Raw genomic sequence first — 17,194 nt, forward strand, 5'->3', positions numbered from 1 at the left:
GCCAATCACAGGAACTCCCTGCGAGGTTCCGCTTCCTAAAAATTTCAACTTCATTTTTTGGTGAGGGTATTTTAGTGGTAAAAATACTAAAATCCGCGTTTATCCTTTTAACAAATTACTGAAAGTTGAGAAGCGGTAACGGGTCAGACAGACTTATTTCAGATCATTTTTTTTGCTGCAACTGATCAGCAAGGATTTCCGGAAACTGCTTTAATCATAAAGGCCCAGAGATTCGAACCGCAGCCTGAACTGATGGCATCCGGGGCAATAGTTTCCTTGGGTGGGCAAAAGGGTTTCCCATGCCTGCAAATGCGTGCAGGTACAGGACTGGTCATGCAATCTGGGATCGGTGTAGGGAACCAATTGAGGATTTGGGGATTTTGCTAAAATATCCAGCTCCACGATATCCGCGGTCATCATACTGATTGCGGGTACGGTTCGTGAATGCTCAAAATCTGCCATGCCTGCACCGAATTTAAGTTCTTTGGTTTGGTAACCACATTTGCATATTCCTTTGATTATTTCGCCCATGATAGATGAATAAAGTTAAATTTAAAGATAGGTATTTTTTTGGAAAGCAATTGCAGGCTTTCGTGTTCCGTTACGGTAAATAAAAACTGTTATTAAATATTTCATGTCCGCATATTGATCCATGTGAAAAACGCAGCCATGCACCAGATAACATTGGTAAGAAGAAAGGCCTGGTCTCACTTAAACACCAGAGGAACACAACTTTTTTCTGATGGCGATATGATTAAAGCGCAAATAAGCAGTACGGTGGATCGGTATATTTTTGTGTTTGCTTACCTCTTCCATAGGTGTTGCGTTAACGTGAGGAATGCAAAAGAACTTTATTTATTTGCTGCAAAACGATTGCAAAGACGTTACACGCAGGAAAGAAAGGGGCGAATTATAAAATCCAATCCTCAACTTTCTTATTCACACACTTTACGGGATAACGTCTTTTAAGGTGCATTGGCAGGTAAGAGACTTTCTTTTATTTTCATTTATTTTTTCGGTGGTGTTTCATGAACTCCTCATGAACTATCCATGAAGTATCCATGAAGCATCTATGGAGCATCCCAGAATGCACTATCTCTGATGCCGGTTAGTGCCTGTCCTGAACTCACTATCTGTTAATCGGTTGACGGTTACTAAATATTCTGCCGCTTCCCTTATGGGAGTCAGCAGATCTACTATCTTTTTTACATTCAGATCCTCAACTGATTTTAGTAGAGGTAAATCAAAGGTCATCTCATCACGTTCTTCATAACCATCTTCAAGATGGCTAAGGTCACCTGACCAGGTGTACATGGCTACATTTAAAGAACTTGTAAATAGTATCTGCTCCGCCTCTATAAGCGCTTTTACCGCACCTACTAAATGCTTGCTATACATTTCTTTATTCATCTTAATTTATTTTCACAACTAAAGTCTGCCAAAGCCTGTCTATCTGTTCCTCTTAAAATTCTCCGCCTGCTCCAGCACATTCTTATAAACCTCATCCTGCGTAATCGGTGGATAACCGAATTGGTGAAGTTTTACAATAATCTCCATTTTCAATTGTGCTTTGATATCGTCTCTATCACTCCAGTCTGGGAATTTGGCGGTGTCGTCTACTATCCTTTTGATTTCTCTGGCTAGTTCCAGCATTTTGTCTTTGTCAAATTCAAAACCATATTGCTTGCAGACCATATCCAGAATATCGTAGAACGCTTTTTCCTCGTAGTCGATTCCAAGGTCTTCAAAAGATGCCATTTCGGTACGGAGTTTTAAAATCAGGTCGAGGATTTGTTCGGAAGTATCCGCCTGAATACCATCATAGTCCAAAATATCCAGTTCGCTTCGTTCGTTATAATTGTTGATGATTTTCTGAAGTCTTTCAGAAAACTCGATGCCTTTTACTTTGTTGACTTTCTTGAAATCTGATATCGCCTGTTTCAATAGTCTTTCAAGGATTTTAATCTTGGTATTCGGCAATTCCAAAGCATTGATTTTCTCGAGGAACTTATCGTTGAACAAATCAATCGCATTGGCTTTGTTGTCGTCCAGTTTAAAGATTTCTTCCACACCTTCTGAAACGATGGCTTGTTCTACCATCTTGCTCACTTTGGCGTTCATCTGTGCGGTATCGGGCGCTTCGCCTTTGGTCAGTTTTACAACAATTGATTTAATGGCAAAATAGAAATGAATCTCATCGGTCTCGTTTTCATTAAAGATTTCCGAACCACAGGTAAGGTTGTAAGCTGATTTCAGTTTTTTGGTCACATCCACGAAAAACTTTTCAGATTTTTCCGTGTTCAAAACCAATTCAGAAGCTTGGTTCAGACAGTGCAGCTGTTCAACGGGCGAACCTTTGAAATAATCTGTAGTATCGAACTGGTAGAAAAACTGTCGCAAAAGTTCCAGTTGATCTTTTACGATTATCACGGCTTTGTCAATGTCTTCAAAATCATCAACTGCTGTCGTGTTATTGAACATTCCCAAAGCGTGATTCAGGTTTTTCTTGATGCCAATATAATCCACCACCAATCCTTTGTCTTTCCCTTCAAACTTTCTGTTCACACGGGAAATCGTCTGAATCAGATTATGCGTCTGCAAAGGTTTATCAATGTAAATCGTATCAAGAAACGGAACATCAAAACCTGTGAGCCACATATCTACCACGATGGCAATTTTGAAATTGGAATGGATCTGTTTAAACTGCCGATCCAATTCTTTTCGATCTTCTTTTGTTCCGAGGAGATTCCACAAACTTTCTTCGTCATCTTTGTTTCTGGTCATTACCATTTTGGTGCGCTCGATGGGTTTTATTTCCTTCTGCTCTTTCTCGTTCAGATGTTCCGCAATGGCTTGCTCATTCCATTCCGGTCTTAGTCTGATGATTTCTTTGAATAATTTATAAGCAATCTCCCGCGAAGCACAGACAAACATCACTTTTCCGGCAACGGTTGCCTTCTCCTCTATTCTTTTTTCATAGTGACTGATAAAATCCTGCGCAATGGCTTCAATTCTTCCTGGATCGCCTAAGATTACTTCCATTTTGGCAATCGCTTTTTGGCTGGCTTCCACGTGGTATTCCGAAGCGCCTTCTGCAACCGCATTTTGATAATACTGTTCAATTTCCACCACTTTAGAATGGTTTAGATTTACTTTTGCAGCACGACCTTCATAAACTAAACGAACTGTGATTTCATCTACCACAGATTCAAACATCGTGTACGAATCTACCACAGGACCAAAGACATCCAGCGTTTTATCAATCGGTGTTCCTGTAAATCCTACATACGTCGCATTGGGAAGAGAATCGTGAAGGTATTTCGCAAAACCATAGGATTTCTTTACGCCATCTTCATCAATGCGGACTTTCAAATCCAGATTTACCTGAGAACGGTGCGCTTCATCGGAAATACAGATGATATTGGTGCGGTCGCTCAAAATCTCGCTGTCTTCTGCAAATTTCTGAACAGTGGTCAGAAAAACACCGCCACTTTCCCTTCCTCGTAATCTTGTGCGAAGATCGGCTCTGGATTCTATATTGATGATATTTTCATCGCCAATAAAATCTTTGGCGTTGGTAAAATCTCTTGATAACTGATCGTCCAGATCTGTACGGTCAGAAATAATAATGATGGTAGGACTTGCCAATTGCGTAGAACGCATCAGCAGTCGGGAAAGGTAAAGCATTGTGTAACTCTTTCCGCAACCTGTAGCTCCAAAATAAGTTCCGCCTTTTCCGTCGCCTTCTGGTTTTCGGTGTTTTTGGATATTGCTGAACAGTTTGTTGGCAGCATAATACTGCGGATATCGGCACAAAATTTTTTCTTCTTTTTTAGTGGTATCCGGAAACCAGATGAAGTGATGAAGAATATCACAAAGCCTTTCCCTGTTCAGCATTCCGTGGACAATGGAAGTGGCGGTATGAATTCCTGTTAATGCTTTCTTTTCTTCGCCTGTTATTTTATGCCAACCGTAGAAAAAATCGTAAGGCGCAAATAGAGAACCTGCTTTGTTGTTAACGCCGTCGCTGATGATGCAGAACGCATTGTATTTCATAAGTTCCGGAATATCTCTTCGGTAGCGTTTTACCAATTGTTCGTAAGCATTAAAAATCGTGACGTTTTCTTCAATCAAAGTTTTGAACTCAAAAATGACCACCGGAATCCCGTTGATATATAGAATCAAATCGGGAATGCGCAGTTCTTTTCCCTGAATCTCCAGCTGGTTCACAATCTTAAAGCGATTGGTTTTCAAAAGACTGGATGAATCAATATCGATATAACGAATATGCAAATCTTTTTTTGCAGGATTGTTTCGCTTGAAAATCAGACCGTCTGCCAAGAGTTTACCAATGTATTTATTGCTGTCATAGAGATTGGAAGCAGGTTGATACGCCAGTTCATTGATAAGGATTTCCAATTCTATGGCTTCCAAATCAGGATAACGCGACAGCAGAAAGTCACTCAAATCTTCCCGAATCAAAACCTCCTGTTGCGATGCCCGAACTACGTCTTTGCCATTCACGTACTCGTAGCCTTCGCTTTTCAGAAGATGAATGAATGATTTTTCTAATTGGGATTCGGTGTATTTCATGAATTAAATTTTTTAATTACGTAAATACTAAACATTTTTCGCATATAAGTATCTTATTAAATGCCATTATCGTAAAACCTGTCTTCCTTCCAAAGAATCGGATTGTTTTTTATGTATTCTGATATTCTCTCGTAATCCTGTTCATTTCTTATAATGTGGTCATAATAATTCCTTTGCCACACATTCACAACTGTGGTATTATTGCGCATCCATTTCGTCACACCAATCTTAAACCCACGAATAACGGATCCGATGGTTTTGGATGGCGAACGCCACGTTGCATTCGGTAGGGGCGAAAAATTTTTCGTCCCATTGACCAATTCCAAATCTTTCGCCTTATCATTATTTTCCACATCATTTCCATTATCTGAAAATGTTTGATTGGGCGAATTGTTATTGGGCGAATATTGATTCGCCCCTACGAATTCAATGATGCCGTGGATATGGTTGGGCATAATGATATATTCGTGCAAAACCGCATTGGGAAAATGATTCGGGATATCCTGCCAACATTTTTGTGCCTGCAATCCCGCATCGTTCAATATCATCTCTCCATCTAAAATCTCCCCAAACAAATGCGCCCTGTCCTGACAACAGATTGTAATAAAATACAATCCTTCCTGGCTATAATCATAACCTTGCAAACGTATCGACCGGCGATGGTGTTTTTGGGGATTGTAGTGATTCATTGTTTTATTTAATTCAAAGCTATTAATTTATCAAAGGCTTCGCGAATTCTGATAGGAATATGACCCGAATGATTCACTACTTTCAAAATAAACTCTGCGGACTCATTACCTTTGTCAGGAATAGGTCTAAATTCATCAATATCATTTCCTTCTTCTCTCCATTTTGATTTTAATGAAGATGCCAGTTTTTTAAAGAATTTTTTATTACTCTGAACTCTTGCACCTTCCGGAACAGAATCAAAAACCTCTTGTATAAATGCTTCATCGATTACTAAAGTTCCGTCATAAAACTGATTAATAATTTCAGTCCATAAACTATTTTCAATTGAATCTTCAATGTCTTGCTTTCCAACAAAAAACACATTTTCAGTTTTATCAACGGCATCCATTTCGTAATTCATATCGTTGTCAAATAGAAGTATCATTGAATTCTCAATTTTATTAAAACCTTCAGAGATGGCTTTCAGTACTCCTTTGTTCAATCTCCATTTATCTTTACCTTCGATATTAATTAATTGAATATTATCTTCAATAAAAGTTCTTCCTGTGTAAATTTTATAAAATGCGGGTATTAAAAATTGTTCTGTATCTCCCTCAACTATCAAAAATTTATCGTGGAACAGAAAATCGGAATTTTTAACTTTTAAACTTTCGAAAATACTTTCTACATCTTCACAAGAGGATAATTTTGTGTAACCATTCTCAAGTTTGTATGTATTCAAAATGTCATTTGTATTAGCCTTATCAATAAAAATAGTTGAATGTGTACTTATTATAGTTTGAACATTTCCTCGAGATAAAACTTTTAAAATATCAAAAAATTCTCTTTGGGCTCCTGGGTAAAGATGGGTCTCCGGTTCATCAAACGCCCATATGTATTTTTTAAATCCAGTTTGCTCTACATTTTCAGCTTTTGCTTTTATTAGCGAAAACCATATTTTTCTTTTTAAGCCTTCTCCCTGATTATCCAAATGTATCAATCCATCACTTTGAAGTTTCTGCACCATTATATCGGAAACTCTTTCCTTTACCTCAAAATGTATTTTAGATTTAATAGATTGTATTTCGGGAGCGACTGAAGAAATTATTTCCTGAATTCTATTAAACTCTTCATTTATTGCTTCCTCTGCTAATTGTGCTTTTTCAAGTGCCGTTTCCTTAATTGGCAGAATAAATTCATCAATTTTATCTTTCATCAGTCCGGTTGCAATGGAAGTTATTTCTTCCATCGAACAATTCCAATCAAAATATTTAAATTCAGGAAATATATCAGAATCACTTTTTGCAGGTTTGTATTCTATCCACAACCTTTCCAATTCAAGTTTGCTATTAATAGCTCTTATTAACTCTAAATTTGAAAATCTTCCAACTGCATTAGAATTAATAATATCATCTGCTGAAATAGCTAATTCTCTTTTTATTGCATTTAATTTTGTTGATGTATCAGTGTAAATTTGTTTGTAATCTTGATGTACATTTTGAGACAAAAATCCACTAGTACTATCAGAATTAATTTTCTTGACTAGCCAAATAGAATTATCAATCAGGTTTTCTAACATCCAACTTAAACTATTTGACAATTCTATTTCTGAAAATGAGTCCAGTTCATCATCCTCTATTTTCAATTTACCGATAGCATAAATACTATTTTCATCATAGCGTTCAAAAATAGGCAACCCTCTTTTTTCGAAAATATTAATAAACTCTTCGTGACCTAATGTAGAATTTGACAAATCACTTTTATTATTCCCTTCTTTATTAAAGGAACAATTTACTTTATTAAATAGTAGTTCTACACCTTTCAAGATGGTTGATTTACCACAGTCATTTAGTCCAATAAAGATGTTTGGGTTGTCGGATTTTAACTTAAAATCAACAAGGTTGCAACTCTTATAGTTTACAATTATAAGCTCCTCTAAATACATTACAACTCCTTATATTTAAAATTATTGACAATATTAGCTGCTAAATACTGACCGTGTGAAGAAGCTGACATTAAAGAAGTATATACAGATTCTGACACATTGTAGTATTGATAAATTCTCCCATTAATAAACTCAACTTCCAAGGTTGAAGTTGAACTATCATATCCGATGCTACGGATATTACTTGATGAAACTCTTTGTCTTTGCATAATATTTTAGCTTTCTATAATTATCAGTTTTAGTTTTTTATTTTAAGCACTCACTTCCTCCCCAACCGCCAACCGCGACAACAATAAACTTTGTAATTGCAAGAGTTTTTGGTTTTGAAGATCGAGGATTTCTTTAAAATCAATTACTGGAAGAATTTCGTCATTAAATTTTGCATATACCTCAATTGATGGAATTAAACAATTCATTTTTGTAAGAATATTTGCATTTGCTTGAGGCTGCGCAGAACCTTCTGAATTTGTTATAATGAAATCTTTATAAACTTCACTTATAATCAAACAGTATAAGTAAGAAATAAACTCTTTCTTTTTTGGTTTTAGTCTAACAAGAAATGATGCAAAGACCGCTAATGGTGTATGCTTTCCTATCATTTTACCATATCCGACATTTGCACCTGTTCGACTTATTAAGATGTCCCCAAAATCAACAGCATATTTATAAAGATCTTTTACAATAATATTACAGTAAGGAACATCATCCCAATTAATATACTTTCCAACAACATCGGTTATTCTTATAAACTTTGCAGTTCCTTTATTTGGGTTTGCTATATCCGTAAATCCATATTGAGTATCAACTAAATTTGCAATAGTTCCAACTTCCCATCCCTCCGGAATCTCCTTCTCAAGCTCCTCATTCCAAACCATTTTACCACCCGAAGATTTATACGGTTTTCCCTCTTCATTTGGAAACTCAAAATCTACAAACCAATGTTTATATAAAGCCTGCGCAGTCGCTTCCAGTTTTTCGCAAATCTGCTCGTTCACTTTTATTTTGTTGGCTATGCTTTGGTATTGCGCTACAATTTGTCGCTGTTCTTCGATCGAAGGAACTTTTATTTCAATCGACTTTAAGGCATCTAAATGAAGACCTCCTCTTACATCCGCATCTGTATAAAACCAACATTGTCTGTCAAATTCTTTACGTCTAAACCATAACATCAAATATTCTGGCAAAACATTAGAAGAAATTACTTCAAAAACATCATAAGCTGGAGAAACTATAAAATCATACTCAAAATTTGACATCGAAATAGGCAGTCTTTCATCACGACCAACGTGCATTCGGTTGCAAGCAAATTGATATTTTTTTACAACTTTATATTTTTTTAAATCAACACCAATAATATTTGCCACAGATGGCATAAAAAATTTATCAATATTAATCCCAAATAATATTGTTGCGTTTCCATCAGTATTTTTGTTACTGATAAATTTGACAAGATCGCCCAACTTTCTATAACTCATAACCCAAAGCTTTAAAAACATTGGAAACCTCATTTTTCAATTGGTTTTCCTGCTCAAATAAATCTTTCAAATCTGTCTGCAAACTTTGCATCTGCTCGTTATAATCCAGACTTTCATCACGGTTGATGAATTCTATATATTTACTCGGTACCAAAGAATAATCTTTTTTACGGATGTCTTCCAGAGTCGCACTGTAAGAATATTCAGGAATATCCTGATAGGTTACTTTCCAGTCTTGTTGTTGCCAGTTATGATAATGGGTAGCAATCGCAGTAATCTTCTCTTCACCAAACTGAATGAATTTCTTTTCAAACGGTTCCCCTTTCTGTCTCAGATCCATAAACAGAACTTCGCCTTTGCGGTTACGGTAATTTTTAACACCGTCATTCACTTCAAAAGTTCGCTCATTTTTATTACGGTTCAGAATCCAAAGTGTTACTGAAATATCAGTAGAATAAAACATACTTTGTGGTAAAATCACCACCGCTTCTACCAAATCATTTTCAATAATTTGCTTCCTGATTTTATATTCTTCGCCACCACCACTCAAAGCACCGTTCGCCAAAATAAATCCGGCAACCCCATTCTGAGAAAGCTTGGAGATCATATTCAGGATCCACGCATAATTGGCATTGGATTTTGGTGGCACTTCATAGCCTGCCCATCTTGGGTCGGTAGTCAGTTCGCTGTCCGCACGCCAGTCTTTTAAATTAAAAGGTGGGTTCGCCATTATATAGTCGGCTTTCAGATCTTTGTGCTGGTCGTCGCCAAAAGTATCTGCCGCTTTGTTTCCCAGATTAGAAGAAATCCCACGGATAGCGAGATTCATCTTGGCGAGTTTGTAGGTCGTATTGGTCAGTTCCTGACCGTATATAGAAACGTCTTTTTTGTTTCCCTTATGCTTTTCAATAAACTTCAGCGACTGTACAAACATCCCACCCGAACCACAGGAAGGGTCATAGATTTTTCCTTTGTAAGGCTCTATCATTTCCGCGATAAGGTTGACGATAGATTTTGGCGTATAGAATTCCCCTTTTCCTTTCCCTTCGGCAATGGCAAATTTGCTCAGGAAATATTCATACACACGTCCTACGATATCGTGCGCCTCGTCTTTCAGGGTATCAATATTGTTAATGGTATCCAACAAAGCAGAGAACTTAGACTGATCCAGCCCAAGACGGGAAAAATAATTATCGGGTAACGCACCTTCCAGAGATTTGTTGGTACGCTCAATGGTTTTCAGGGCAGAATCTACAATTAGGGTAATATTTTCCTGCTTGGCATTTTCCATAATGAAAGTCCAACGCGATTCTTCAGGAAGATAAAACACATTTTCCGCCTGATAAAATTCAGGAATATCCAGGAAATCTTCTTTGTGTTCGTTGATGAGTTCCTGTCTTCTTCTCAGAAATTTGTCATTCGCAAACTTGAGAAAGATGAGACTCAACACCACGTGTTTGTATTCGGAAGGCTCAACTGAACCTCTTAATTTATTGGCAGAATCCCACAGGATTTCTTCGGTACTTTTAGTTTTTGCAGCTGTTTTCGTTGCCATGTATTCTTTTCGGAAATTAAAAATCGGGAACTCATTTTTGATAACAGCGCTTCCTGCTTATCGCATGCTCCCCTTTGAACCCAAATATAAACAAAATACCTCTTCGAAACACGAAACAACTGAGCTAATATTTCCCGGCTTAAATTACAACCGCGTGTCACCACCATCGGGCGACTGTGCCCGGCAAGAGCCCCAGCATTCAACCCTTTGTAAACAGTCTATAGCGCTATATATAGGATTTACAGACTTTGTTCGTGTTTTGGTCGGGCTTTGTTCGGGGCACCTTCGGAAAAATGCGGTTTAATCCGAAGCGCCTCCGAAGAACTTCCGAAGAATACCCGAGCAATTACACAGGAAACAGCATTTTCCTTCAACAGTAAAAAACATGAAAAAACAGACGGAGAATTCACTTCCCTGAAGCGCCGCTATACATTTGTCTCAATATTAACCCCAAAAATATAAATACAATGGGAAAATTACACAAGGGAATCCTCGGTGGATTCAGCGGTACAGTAGGGACCGTAGTAGGTTGTAACTGGAGAGGCAAGGATATTATCCGCAGCCGTCCGAAATCGTCAGGCAAAACGCCGACAGAAGCCCAGCTGCTCCAGCGGATGAAATTCAGACTCGTCGTTGGCTTTCTGACTCCGCTGCAAAGTATTCAGCGGCAGTTCTTTGCAGGAAACTCCGGCGTGAAGTCCAAGATGAACCAGGCCGTTTCTTATCACATCCGCGAAGCGGTGGAAGTGCTGAACGGAGAACCCTCTTTGGTGTACAACAAAGTGCTCATCACCAAAGGCGATCTGGCAAGCCCTCAAAATGCCGAAGTAGGACCTGCTGCCGGCGGCATGCTGAATTTCATTTGGGAAGACAACAGCGGACAGGCGAATGCGGCGGCAGAGGATGTCTTCTGTACAGTAATTTTCTGTGAGGAACTGGGCATTTTCTCCCTCTACGACAGTGCAGCAACGCGTACTGATTTGGTGGCGGAACAGGCGGTTCCAAACTCGATGACGGGCAAATCAGTTCATGTGTACTGCTATTTCCGCAATGCCATGGCTGGCACAGCCAGCACATCGGCTTACCTGGGCGAAACAGTAATTCTGTAAAAAACCCAGGGTGGCTTTAACCGCAGAGGATTCATCTTCTGCGGTTAATTTTTCTAAAAAAAAGTCAAGAAATAGCCGGTCTTAAGCAATGTGTTTTACGTGTAAATCCTCTGTATCCTCTATCTGTAAGTTATTACAAACAAATCGGCACCAGCCGGCCCGCGTTCCATGCATCTCTACAGATTTTTGACAAAAAACATAAAACACTAGCTTTCAATCCGCTATAGACACGGTAACCTGCTTTCAGTTGTCCTTTCATTTTTTCGGCCTTATCTACAGATTTGTCAAAGCTATTAGCCGATAGCAGTCGCTAAGTATTTCAAACCAAAAACAGATCATAAGAAATCAAAATATCAATGCGTCACAACGAATATAGAAAACAGGTAAAGACGGCAACAGTTAAATTATTACAGCACAGTAAAATGCCCATGTACAAACGAAAATCTTATGCGTCACAACTTTTTTTAGCAAGGTTAAACAACTTTGTATCATACAAAAGAAGAAACTGAGAACCAAAGGCCTCCGGAAAAACAAATTCTTGCAAACTCCGCGTAACACTTTTTTTTATCAGTGTGAGTCAACTTTGTACCGCACCGAAGATTAAACTTAAAACGATTAAGAAATTATGAAAACCAAATTCAAAAATCAAGAAATATGAAAAATATTAAATGGATGAAAAAGCCGCCAGTTTTAAGAAACCAGGAAACAAATAAATTTACTAACCAACAAAATCATAAAATCATGAAAAAGCCAAAACTTTACATCGACACTGTAGATTATATGGATCTGCACAGCGTTTGTCAAACCACAGCACAGCGGAAGCTGGCCGAACTGCGTAAAAGATACGGGGTACCCCCAAGAAAACTTCTTCCGATACAGATTTACTGCCGGCATTTCGATTTTGAAATAGAAGAAGTACGGCAGCATTTTGCCTGATGCTTCACTTGCCAGTCGTGCACAATTCATGCATTGTGGAAGCCAGCGCGGAAAATCTACCTATTTTACTTATTTCACCAAATTGGGGTAAAATAAGCAGATTCAAATCTATCTAATTTCTGTTTTATATGTTAAATAAGACTATTTTCAGCAAAGTAACCGCTTATTTTTTCCAATCGCTCTACGAAGTCTCACGACCTCAGCGCAGATTAATACTTAAAACCAAAGTTGAGGATTTATTTATTAACTTGTATCGTTATTTCAGGGCGGGTCACAGATTTTTTATTCAGCCGGAAAATCAAAAATCCGTTCCAATGAAGTCTATATTTCTGGCATCCGTTTCAAGGGAAATCTCATGGGGAAAATTGTGTCTATTTATACTCATCTGCAATAAAAATTATGTTATTGCGCGAATAATTCTTAATTTTACGGAAAATTAGAATTGCTTGTGATTAACCAGAAATTAACACCAAAACAGAAAGCTTTAGCTATAAATCTGGACACTAATATTTACGGAACTTTTGCCGAAATTGGTGCAGGTCAGGAAACAGTTCGTCATTTTTTTAGAGCAGGAGGCGCATCGAGAACCATCGCAAAAGCAATGTCGGCTTATGATAAGGATTTCAGTGATGCGATTTACGGTAAAGAAGCCAAGAACAGATATGTTACGCAAAACCGTCTCCGCAAAATGCTTCGTTATGAAGTGGCATTGATTGAGGAACGCCTGAACCGTGAAAACAATCCCGGACGCAAATTCTTTTCTTATGCAAATACCGTAACAACCATTAATTTTGATAAAACACTTAAAGGTCACGGCTGGGTTGGGCTGAGATTTCAGCTGGATGAAAAAGAAGATTACAACGAAATCGTTTTCCACGTAAAATTCAATGAAAACGACGCGACCTTACAGCAGGAAACTTTGGGTAGTCTTGGTGTAAATTTAATTTACGGAGCCTATAATCTCTCCGATAATCCGCGAAAACTCATAGAATCGCTTTACGACGATATTTCTACCGATAATGTGGAGATTGACATGATCGATTTCAGCGGTCCGGCATTTACCTATGTTGATAACCGTTTGATGAGTCTTCAGCTGGTGAAAAACGGAATGACGGATGCCGTAATCTTTAATCCTGAAGGCAATAATATGCTGCCGGCAGACATTCTGTATAAGAAGAATATTTTTGCGGTCCGTGGAAGTTTCAGACCGGTAACCCTCGTGAATATTGACATGTTCGAAAGAGGACTTGAAATGTTCATGAAAGATTCCAGCTGCAGTTTTGAAGAAACTGTTGTTCTTTTCGAAATTACAATTTCTAATTTGCGAGCATCGGGAGATATTGATGAACGCGATTTCCTGGACAGGGTCGATGTTCTGGCAAAACTGGGTTACACGGTAATTATCTCCAACTTCTCTGAATATTTCCGTCTGATTGATTATTTTGCGAACTACACAAGCGGTAAAATAGGTGTTGCCATGGGGGTAAATAATTTGCTCGATGTATTTGATGAAAATTATTACAAAAACCTTTCAGGTGGAATTCTGGAAGCTTTCGGCAAATTTTTCAGACAGGATATGACGGTTTATCTTTATCCTTACAAAGATCCCGAAACCCACGAATTACTTACATCCAACAATTTAAGGGTTAGCGATAATCTGAAGGAACTTTACAAATATTTCAAACTCAACAAACGAATTGTTGACATAAAAGATTATAATCCGAATCACTCCGAAATTTATTCGCGCGAAATCCTAAACAAAATCGCAAACCACGAATCCGGCTGGGAAAATCAGGTACCGGAAGGTGTTGCAGAAATGATTAAAGAACGCGGAATGTTCGGCTACAAGGAAGAATTAAAACTGAAAGAGTTCTCTTAAAAAACAAAATAAAATGTCTGAAATAAAAAAAAGACTTTCCTCCATCTTGGAAAGCCCAACTCACAATACTGAAGCTAAACTACAAAAGATCTGTCAACTCCTGGATCAGGAAATCCCCTATTTCAACTGGACCGGATTTTATTTTAAAAACGGCGACAAAGAAGAACTGATTCTCGGTCCTTACGTTGGTGCTGAAACCGATCACACCGTCATTCCTTTCGGAAAAGGTATTTGTGGACAGGTTGCGGTTTCCAACGAGACTTTCGTAGTTCCCGATGTTCATGAACAGGATAATTACCTTAGCTGTTCCATTGATACGAAAGCGGAAATTGTAGTTCCTATTATTAAAAACGGCGAAAATATCGGGCAGATTGATATTGATTCTCACACCTTAGATCCTTTCACTGCCGAAGACCGAGAAATGCTGGAATGGCTTTGCGACGAGATTGCGAAAATTATCTAATCAGAATTATTCTGAAATAAAAAAAGTGTGGATTTTCAACAGATCCACACTTTTTATTTTTATTGAAAATCTCTTATTTTCCAGCCAAATCAGAAATACCTTTTTTATCTAAACGGAAAACCGTCCATTCATCCATCGGTTTGGCTCCCAATGCCTTGTAAAACTCAATGGAAGGCGTATTCCAATCGAGGACTGACCATTCAAAACGTCCGCAATTTTCGGCTTCTGCTATTTTTGCCAATTCGATAAGCAGCGATTTTCCGTATCCTTTTCCGCGGTGTTCCGGTTCTACAAACAAATCTTCCAGGTAAAGCCCAGGTTTTCCAACAAAAGTGGAGAAATTATAAAAATAAAGCGCAAATCCAACAGGATTCCCATCTTCTTCAGCCATTAAAACTTTGGCAAAATTATTCGTGAAAACATTTTCCTGAAGTTCTTCCACGGAGGTGATCACATCATTTTCAAGTTTTTCATAAACAGCCAGTTTTCTAATTAAATCGAAAATAACCGGTGCGTCGCTGGGTATTGCTTTACGGATTTTAAACATATTATTTTTTTAAAATGCAAAAATAATTAATATTAATGGAATTTTCGAGGGAATTACTGCCTCAAAGCCCACTTTAGCGGTCTGTGTAATCTCTTTTTTATTTTTCAGGAAATATTGGGAAAGAAAAGAAAAAACGAGTGGTGAAAGCGGGAAATAACTTCTAAAAAAAACCTCCGGAACACGCCGAAGGTTATTGCTTATCATTAAGAGGTTTAATTTTAAATCTCGGTATTCAGATCCCAGTTCTGCAGATAATCGTGAACATGTTTCAGGAACATACCGCCCAGCGAACCATCTACCACACGGTGATCATACGAATGTGACATGAACATCAGATTACGAATTGCAATCACATCGCCGTCTTTAGTTTCGAGAACTGCAGGTTTCTTAACGATTGCGCCAACGGCAAGAATTGCCACCTGTGGCTGGGGAATAATCGGTGTTCCCATCAGGTTTCCGAATCCTCCGACATTCGAGATGGTGTACGTCGCGCCCTGCGTATCTTCAGGTCTTAGTTTTTTGTTTCTTGCACGGTAAGCCAAATCGTTGATTGCTTTGGCAAGTCCGGAAAGTGAAAGCTGATCAGCATTTTTAATTACCGGAACAATCAGGTTACCATCCGGAAGTGCAGTTGCCATTCCGATGTTGATGTTTTTCTTTTTGATGATTTTATCACCGTCCACCGAAACGTTGATCAATGGGAAATCCTGAATAGCCTTCACGATTGCTTTCACAAAAATCGGCATATAAGTCAGTTTTTCGCCTTCTCTTTTTTCGAAAATATCTTTATGTTTCGTTCTCCATTTTACGACGTTGGTTACATCGGTTTCGATGAACGAGGTCACGTGCGGCGAAGTTCTCTTGGAATTCACCATGGCATCGGCAATAATTTTGCGAACTCTGTCCATCTGGATAATTTCGTCGCCCTCGCCTACCTGAACCGGTGCTGAAACTGGAGCAGATTGCGCAACCGGCGCTGAAACCGGTGTCTGTGGTGTCTGTACCGGAGCTGCTACAGCCTGTGGAGCAGCGCTTCTGTTGGAAACATACGCTAAAATATCTTCTTTTGTAATTCTGCCTTCCAAACCGCTTCCTTTGATGGATTTCAGTTCGGTTTCAGAAATATTTTCCTGCTGTGCAATGTTTTTCACCAGTGGCGAAAGGTACAGATCTTCAGAAAATTCCTGAGTTGCAGCGGCTGCCAAAGGTTTTTCGAGTTCTTTAATATCTTCCTGAGTCGGTGCAGGAATTTCGGTTTTTACTTCGTTGTGAGATTTCGGTTCCTGTGGTTGTTCTGCAATAGTTTCACCGGCACCTGCAACTTCCATAATCGCAATTGCTTCGCCAATTTTTGCCACTTCATCTTTCTGTTTCAGGATTTTTACAATTTTCCCGGAAACAGGCGTTGGAACATCAGAATCTACCTTGTCGGTTGCGATTTCGACTACGGAATCGTCTTCCTTTACCATGTCACCTTCGCTGAACATCCAACTGATGATTGTAGCTTCCATCACGCCTTCTCCCATTGAAGGAAGTAATAATTTATATTCTGCCATTTTTAGATTTGGATTTTTACAAAGATAAAATTTTTTACGGATTAAAGAAATCTGAATTTTTACACTACATTTTTGATTTTTTTACAATCAGGAAAAATATAAAACGATTTTTAAATTGAGGAAAAGTATTTTACATTTTTTGAAGTTTAAGAATTAAATTTGCTCATTAAAATTCATAAAATGAAAAACCTTTATATCGTTGCACTCTTCCGTTTCAAAGAAAATTATCTGATGGACGCAATTGAACTGCTTAAAAAATTAGTCTTCGAAACCCGTAAAGAAGAAGGCTGCCTGCAGTATGATCTGGTAGAAGACATCGAAAACAAAGGCGTTTTTTTCATTATGGAACTTTGGGAATCGCAGGAACATCATTACAAACATTCAACAACGGAACATCTGGATCATTTCAGAATTCAGTCTTCTGGAATGATGGAAGAATACACTCAGGTTTATAAAGGATTTAAAAC

Annotated in this window: 15 protein-coding genes; 5 read left to right on the plus strand and 10 right to left on the minus strand. The window is 38.2% G+C overall.

Going from position 1 to position 17,194, the window contains the following annotated elements; translation table 11 throughout:
- Positions 1–210: 210 nt before the first annotated feature.
- From V5N63_RS05280 to V5N63_RS05310, 8 genes are all read right to left on the minus strand, one after another.
- On the minus strand, positions 211–531 hold the full coding sequence (locus V5N63_RS05280) for a hypothetical protein (RefSeq protein WP_332033103.1): 321 nt from the start codon (positions 529–531) through the stop codon (positions 211–213).
- Between the two features lie 561 nt (positions 532–1,092).
- A complete protein-coding gene (locus V5N63_RS05285) occupies positions 1,093–1,410 on the minus strand; it encodes a hypothetical protein (RefSeq protein WP_332033104.1) in 318 nt (105 codons plus the stop codon).
- 39 nt (positions 1,411–1,449) lie between these two features.
- Positions 1,450–4,593: a type I restriction endonuclease subunit R gene (locus V5N63_RS05290; protein WP_332033105.1), complete on the minus strand. Its 3,144-nt coding sequence runs from the start codon at positions 4,591–4,593 to the stop codon at positions 1,450–1,452.
- Between the two features lie 56 nt (positions 4,594–4,649).
- Positions 4,650–5,282, minus strand: a complete 633-nt coding sequence (locus V5N63_RS05295; RefSeq protein ID WP_332033106.1) for a transposase — start codon at positions 5,280–5,282, stop codon at positions 4,650–4,652.
- Positions 5,283–5,290: 8 nt separating this feature from the next.
- Positions 5,291–7,207, minus strand: coding sequence for an AAA family ATPase (locus V5N63_RS05300; protein ID WP_332033107.1), 1,917 nt, complete (start codon positions 7,205–7,207; stop codon positions 5,291–5,293).
- Complete coding sequence (locus tag V5N63_RS11910) at positions 7,207–7,416, minus strand: KTSC domain-containing protein (protein ID WP_442905778.1); 210 nt, start codon at positions 7,414–7,416, stop codon at positions 7,207–7,209. Before V5N63_RS11910 ends, V5N63_RS05300 begins: the two co-directional genes overlap by 1 nt.
- A gap of 42 nt (positions 7,417–7,458) precedes the next feature.
- A complete protein-coding gene (locus V5N63_RS05305) occupies positions 7,459–8,703 on the minus strand; it encodes a restriction endonuclease subunit S (protein ID WP_332033108.1) in 1,245 nt (414 codons plus the stop codon).
- A complete protein-coding gene (locus V5N63_RS05310; protein ID WP_332033109.1) occupies positions 8,672–10,237 on the minus strand; it encodes a type I restriction-modification system subunit M in 1,566 nt (521 codons plus the stop codon). Before V5N63_RS05310 ends, V5N63_RS05305 begins: the two co-directional genes overlap by 32 nt.
- Before the next feature lie 467 nt (positions 10,238–10,704).
- Here V5N63_RS05310 and V5N63_RS05315 point away from each other — a divergent pair, with 467 nt between their 5' ends.
- The 4 genes from V5N63_RS05315 to V5N63_RS05330 all read left to right on the plus strand — a co-directional run bounded on the left by V5N63_RS05315 (position 10,705) and on the right by V5N63_RS05330 (position 14,624).
- Positions 10,705–11,346 (plus strand): DUF6266 family protein, encoded by a 642-nt coding sequence (locus V5N63_RS05315; protein ID WP_332033110.1) that lies wholly within the window; start codon positions 10,705–10,707, stop codon positions 11,344–11,346.
- Positions 11,347–12,000: 654 nt separating this feature from the next.
- Positions 12,001–12,282, plus strand: coding sequence for a hypothetical protein (locus V5N63_RS05320; protein WP_332033111.1), 282 nt, complete (start codon positions 12,001–12,003; stop codon positions 12,280–12,282).
- Positions 12,283–12,733: 451 nt separating this feature from the next.
- Positions 12,734–14,161: a TonB-dependent receptor gene (locus tag V5N63_RS05325; RefSeq protein ID WP_442905779.1), complete on the plus strand. Its 1,428-nt coding sequence runs from the start codon at positions 12,734–12,736 to the stop codon at positions 14,159–14,161.
- Positions 14,162–14,174: 13 nt separating this feature from the next.
- Positions 14,175–14,624 (plus strand): GAF domain-containing protein, encoded by a 450-nt coding sequence (locus tag V5N63_RS05330; RefSeq protein WP_332033113.1) that lies wholly within the window; start codon positions 14,175–14,177, stop codon positions 14,622–14,624.
- A 73-nt stretch (positions 14,625–14,697) separates the two neighbouring features.
- On the opposite strand, the gene V5N63_RS05335 is transcribed toward V5N63_RS05330, so the two are convergent.
- Both V5N63_RS05335 and V5N63_RS05340 read right to left on the minus strand, forming a co-directional pair.
- Positions 14,698–15,171: a GNAT family N-acetyltransferase gene (locus V5N63_RS05335; RefSeq protein WP_332033114.1), complete on the minus strand. Its 474-nt coding sequence runs from the start codon at positions 15,169–15,171 to the stop codon at positions 14,698–14,700.
- A gap of 218 nt (positions 15,172–15,389) precedes the next feature.
- Complete coding sequence (locus V5N63_RS05340) at positions 15,390–16,727, minus strand: dihydrolipoamide acetyltransferase family protein (RefSeq protein ID WP_332033115.1); 1,338 nt, start codon at positions 16,725–16,727, stop codon at positions 15,390–15,392.
- Between the two features lie 180 nt (positions 16,728–16,907).
- Between V5N63_RS05340 and V5N63_RS05345 the strand changes: the two genes are divergently transcribed.
- Positions 16,908–17,194: putative quinol monooxygenase (locus V5N63_RS05345; protein ID WP_332033116.1), on the plus strand; the 287-nt coding region annotated here is incomplete at its 3' end.

The organism is Kaistella sp., from assembly GCF_032060305.1.
Lineage (GTDB): Bacteria > Bacteroidota > Bacteroidia > Flavobacteriales > Weeksellaceae > Kaistella > Kaistella yananensis.

Excerpts from the sequence above, each read along its gene's own strand:
- V5N63_RS05280 (WP_332033103.1), bottom strand. The coding sequence starts at position 531 with ATGGGCGAAATAATCAAAGGAATATGCAAATGTGGTTACCAAACCAAA.
- V5N63_RS05285 (WP_332033104.1), bottom strand. The coding sequence starts at position 1,410 with ATGAATAAAGAAATGTATAGCAAGCATTTAGTAGGTGCGGTAAAAGCG.
- V5N63_RS05290 (WP_332033105.1), bottom strand. The coding sequence starts at position 4,593 with ATGAAATACACCGAATCCCAATTAGAAAAATCATTCATTCATCTTCTG.
- V5N63_RS05295 (WP_332033106.1), bottom strand. The coding sequence starts at position 5,282 with ATGAATCACTACAATCCCCAAAAACACCATCGCCGGTCGATACGTTTG.
- V5N63_RS05300 (WP_332033107.1), bottom strand. The coding sequence starts at position 7,207 with ATGTATTTAGAGGAGCTTATAATTGTAAACTATAAGAGTTGCAACCTT.
- V5N63_RS11910 (WP_442905778.1), bottom strand. The coding sequence starts at position 7,416 with ATGCAAAGACAAAGAGTTTCATCAAGTAATATCCGTAGCATCGGATAT.
- V5N63_RS05305 (WP_332033108.1), bottom strand. The coding sequence starts at position 8,703 with ATGTTTTTAAAGCTTTGGGTTATGAGTTATAGAAAGTTGGGCGATCTT.
- V5N63_RS05310 (WP_332033109.1), bottom strand. The coding sequence starts at position 10,237 with ATGGCAACGAAAACAGCTGCAAAAACTAAAAGTACCGAAGAAATCCTG.
- V5N63_RS05315 (WP_332033110.1), top strand. The coding sequence starts at position 10,705 with ATGGGAAAATTACACAAGGGAATCCTCGGTGGATTCAGCGGTACAGTA.
- V5N63_RS05320 (WP_332033111.1), top strand. The coding sequence starts at position 12,001 with ATGAAAAATATTAAATGGATGAAAAAGCCGCCAGTTTTAAGAAACCAG.
- V5N63_RS05330 (WP_332033113.1), top strand. The coding sequence starts at position 14,175 with ATGTCTGAAATAAAAAAAAGACTTTCCTCCATCTTGGAAAGCCCAACT.
- V5N63_RS05335 (WP_332033114.1), bottom strand. The coding sequence starts at position 15,171 with ATGTTTAAAATCCGTAAAGCAATACCCAGCGACGCACCGGTTATTTTC.
- V5N63_RS05340 (WP_332033115.1), bottom strand. The coding sequence starts at position 16,727 with ATGGCAGAATATAAATTATTACTTCCTTCAATGGGAGAAGGCGTGATG.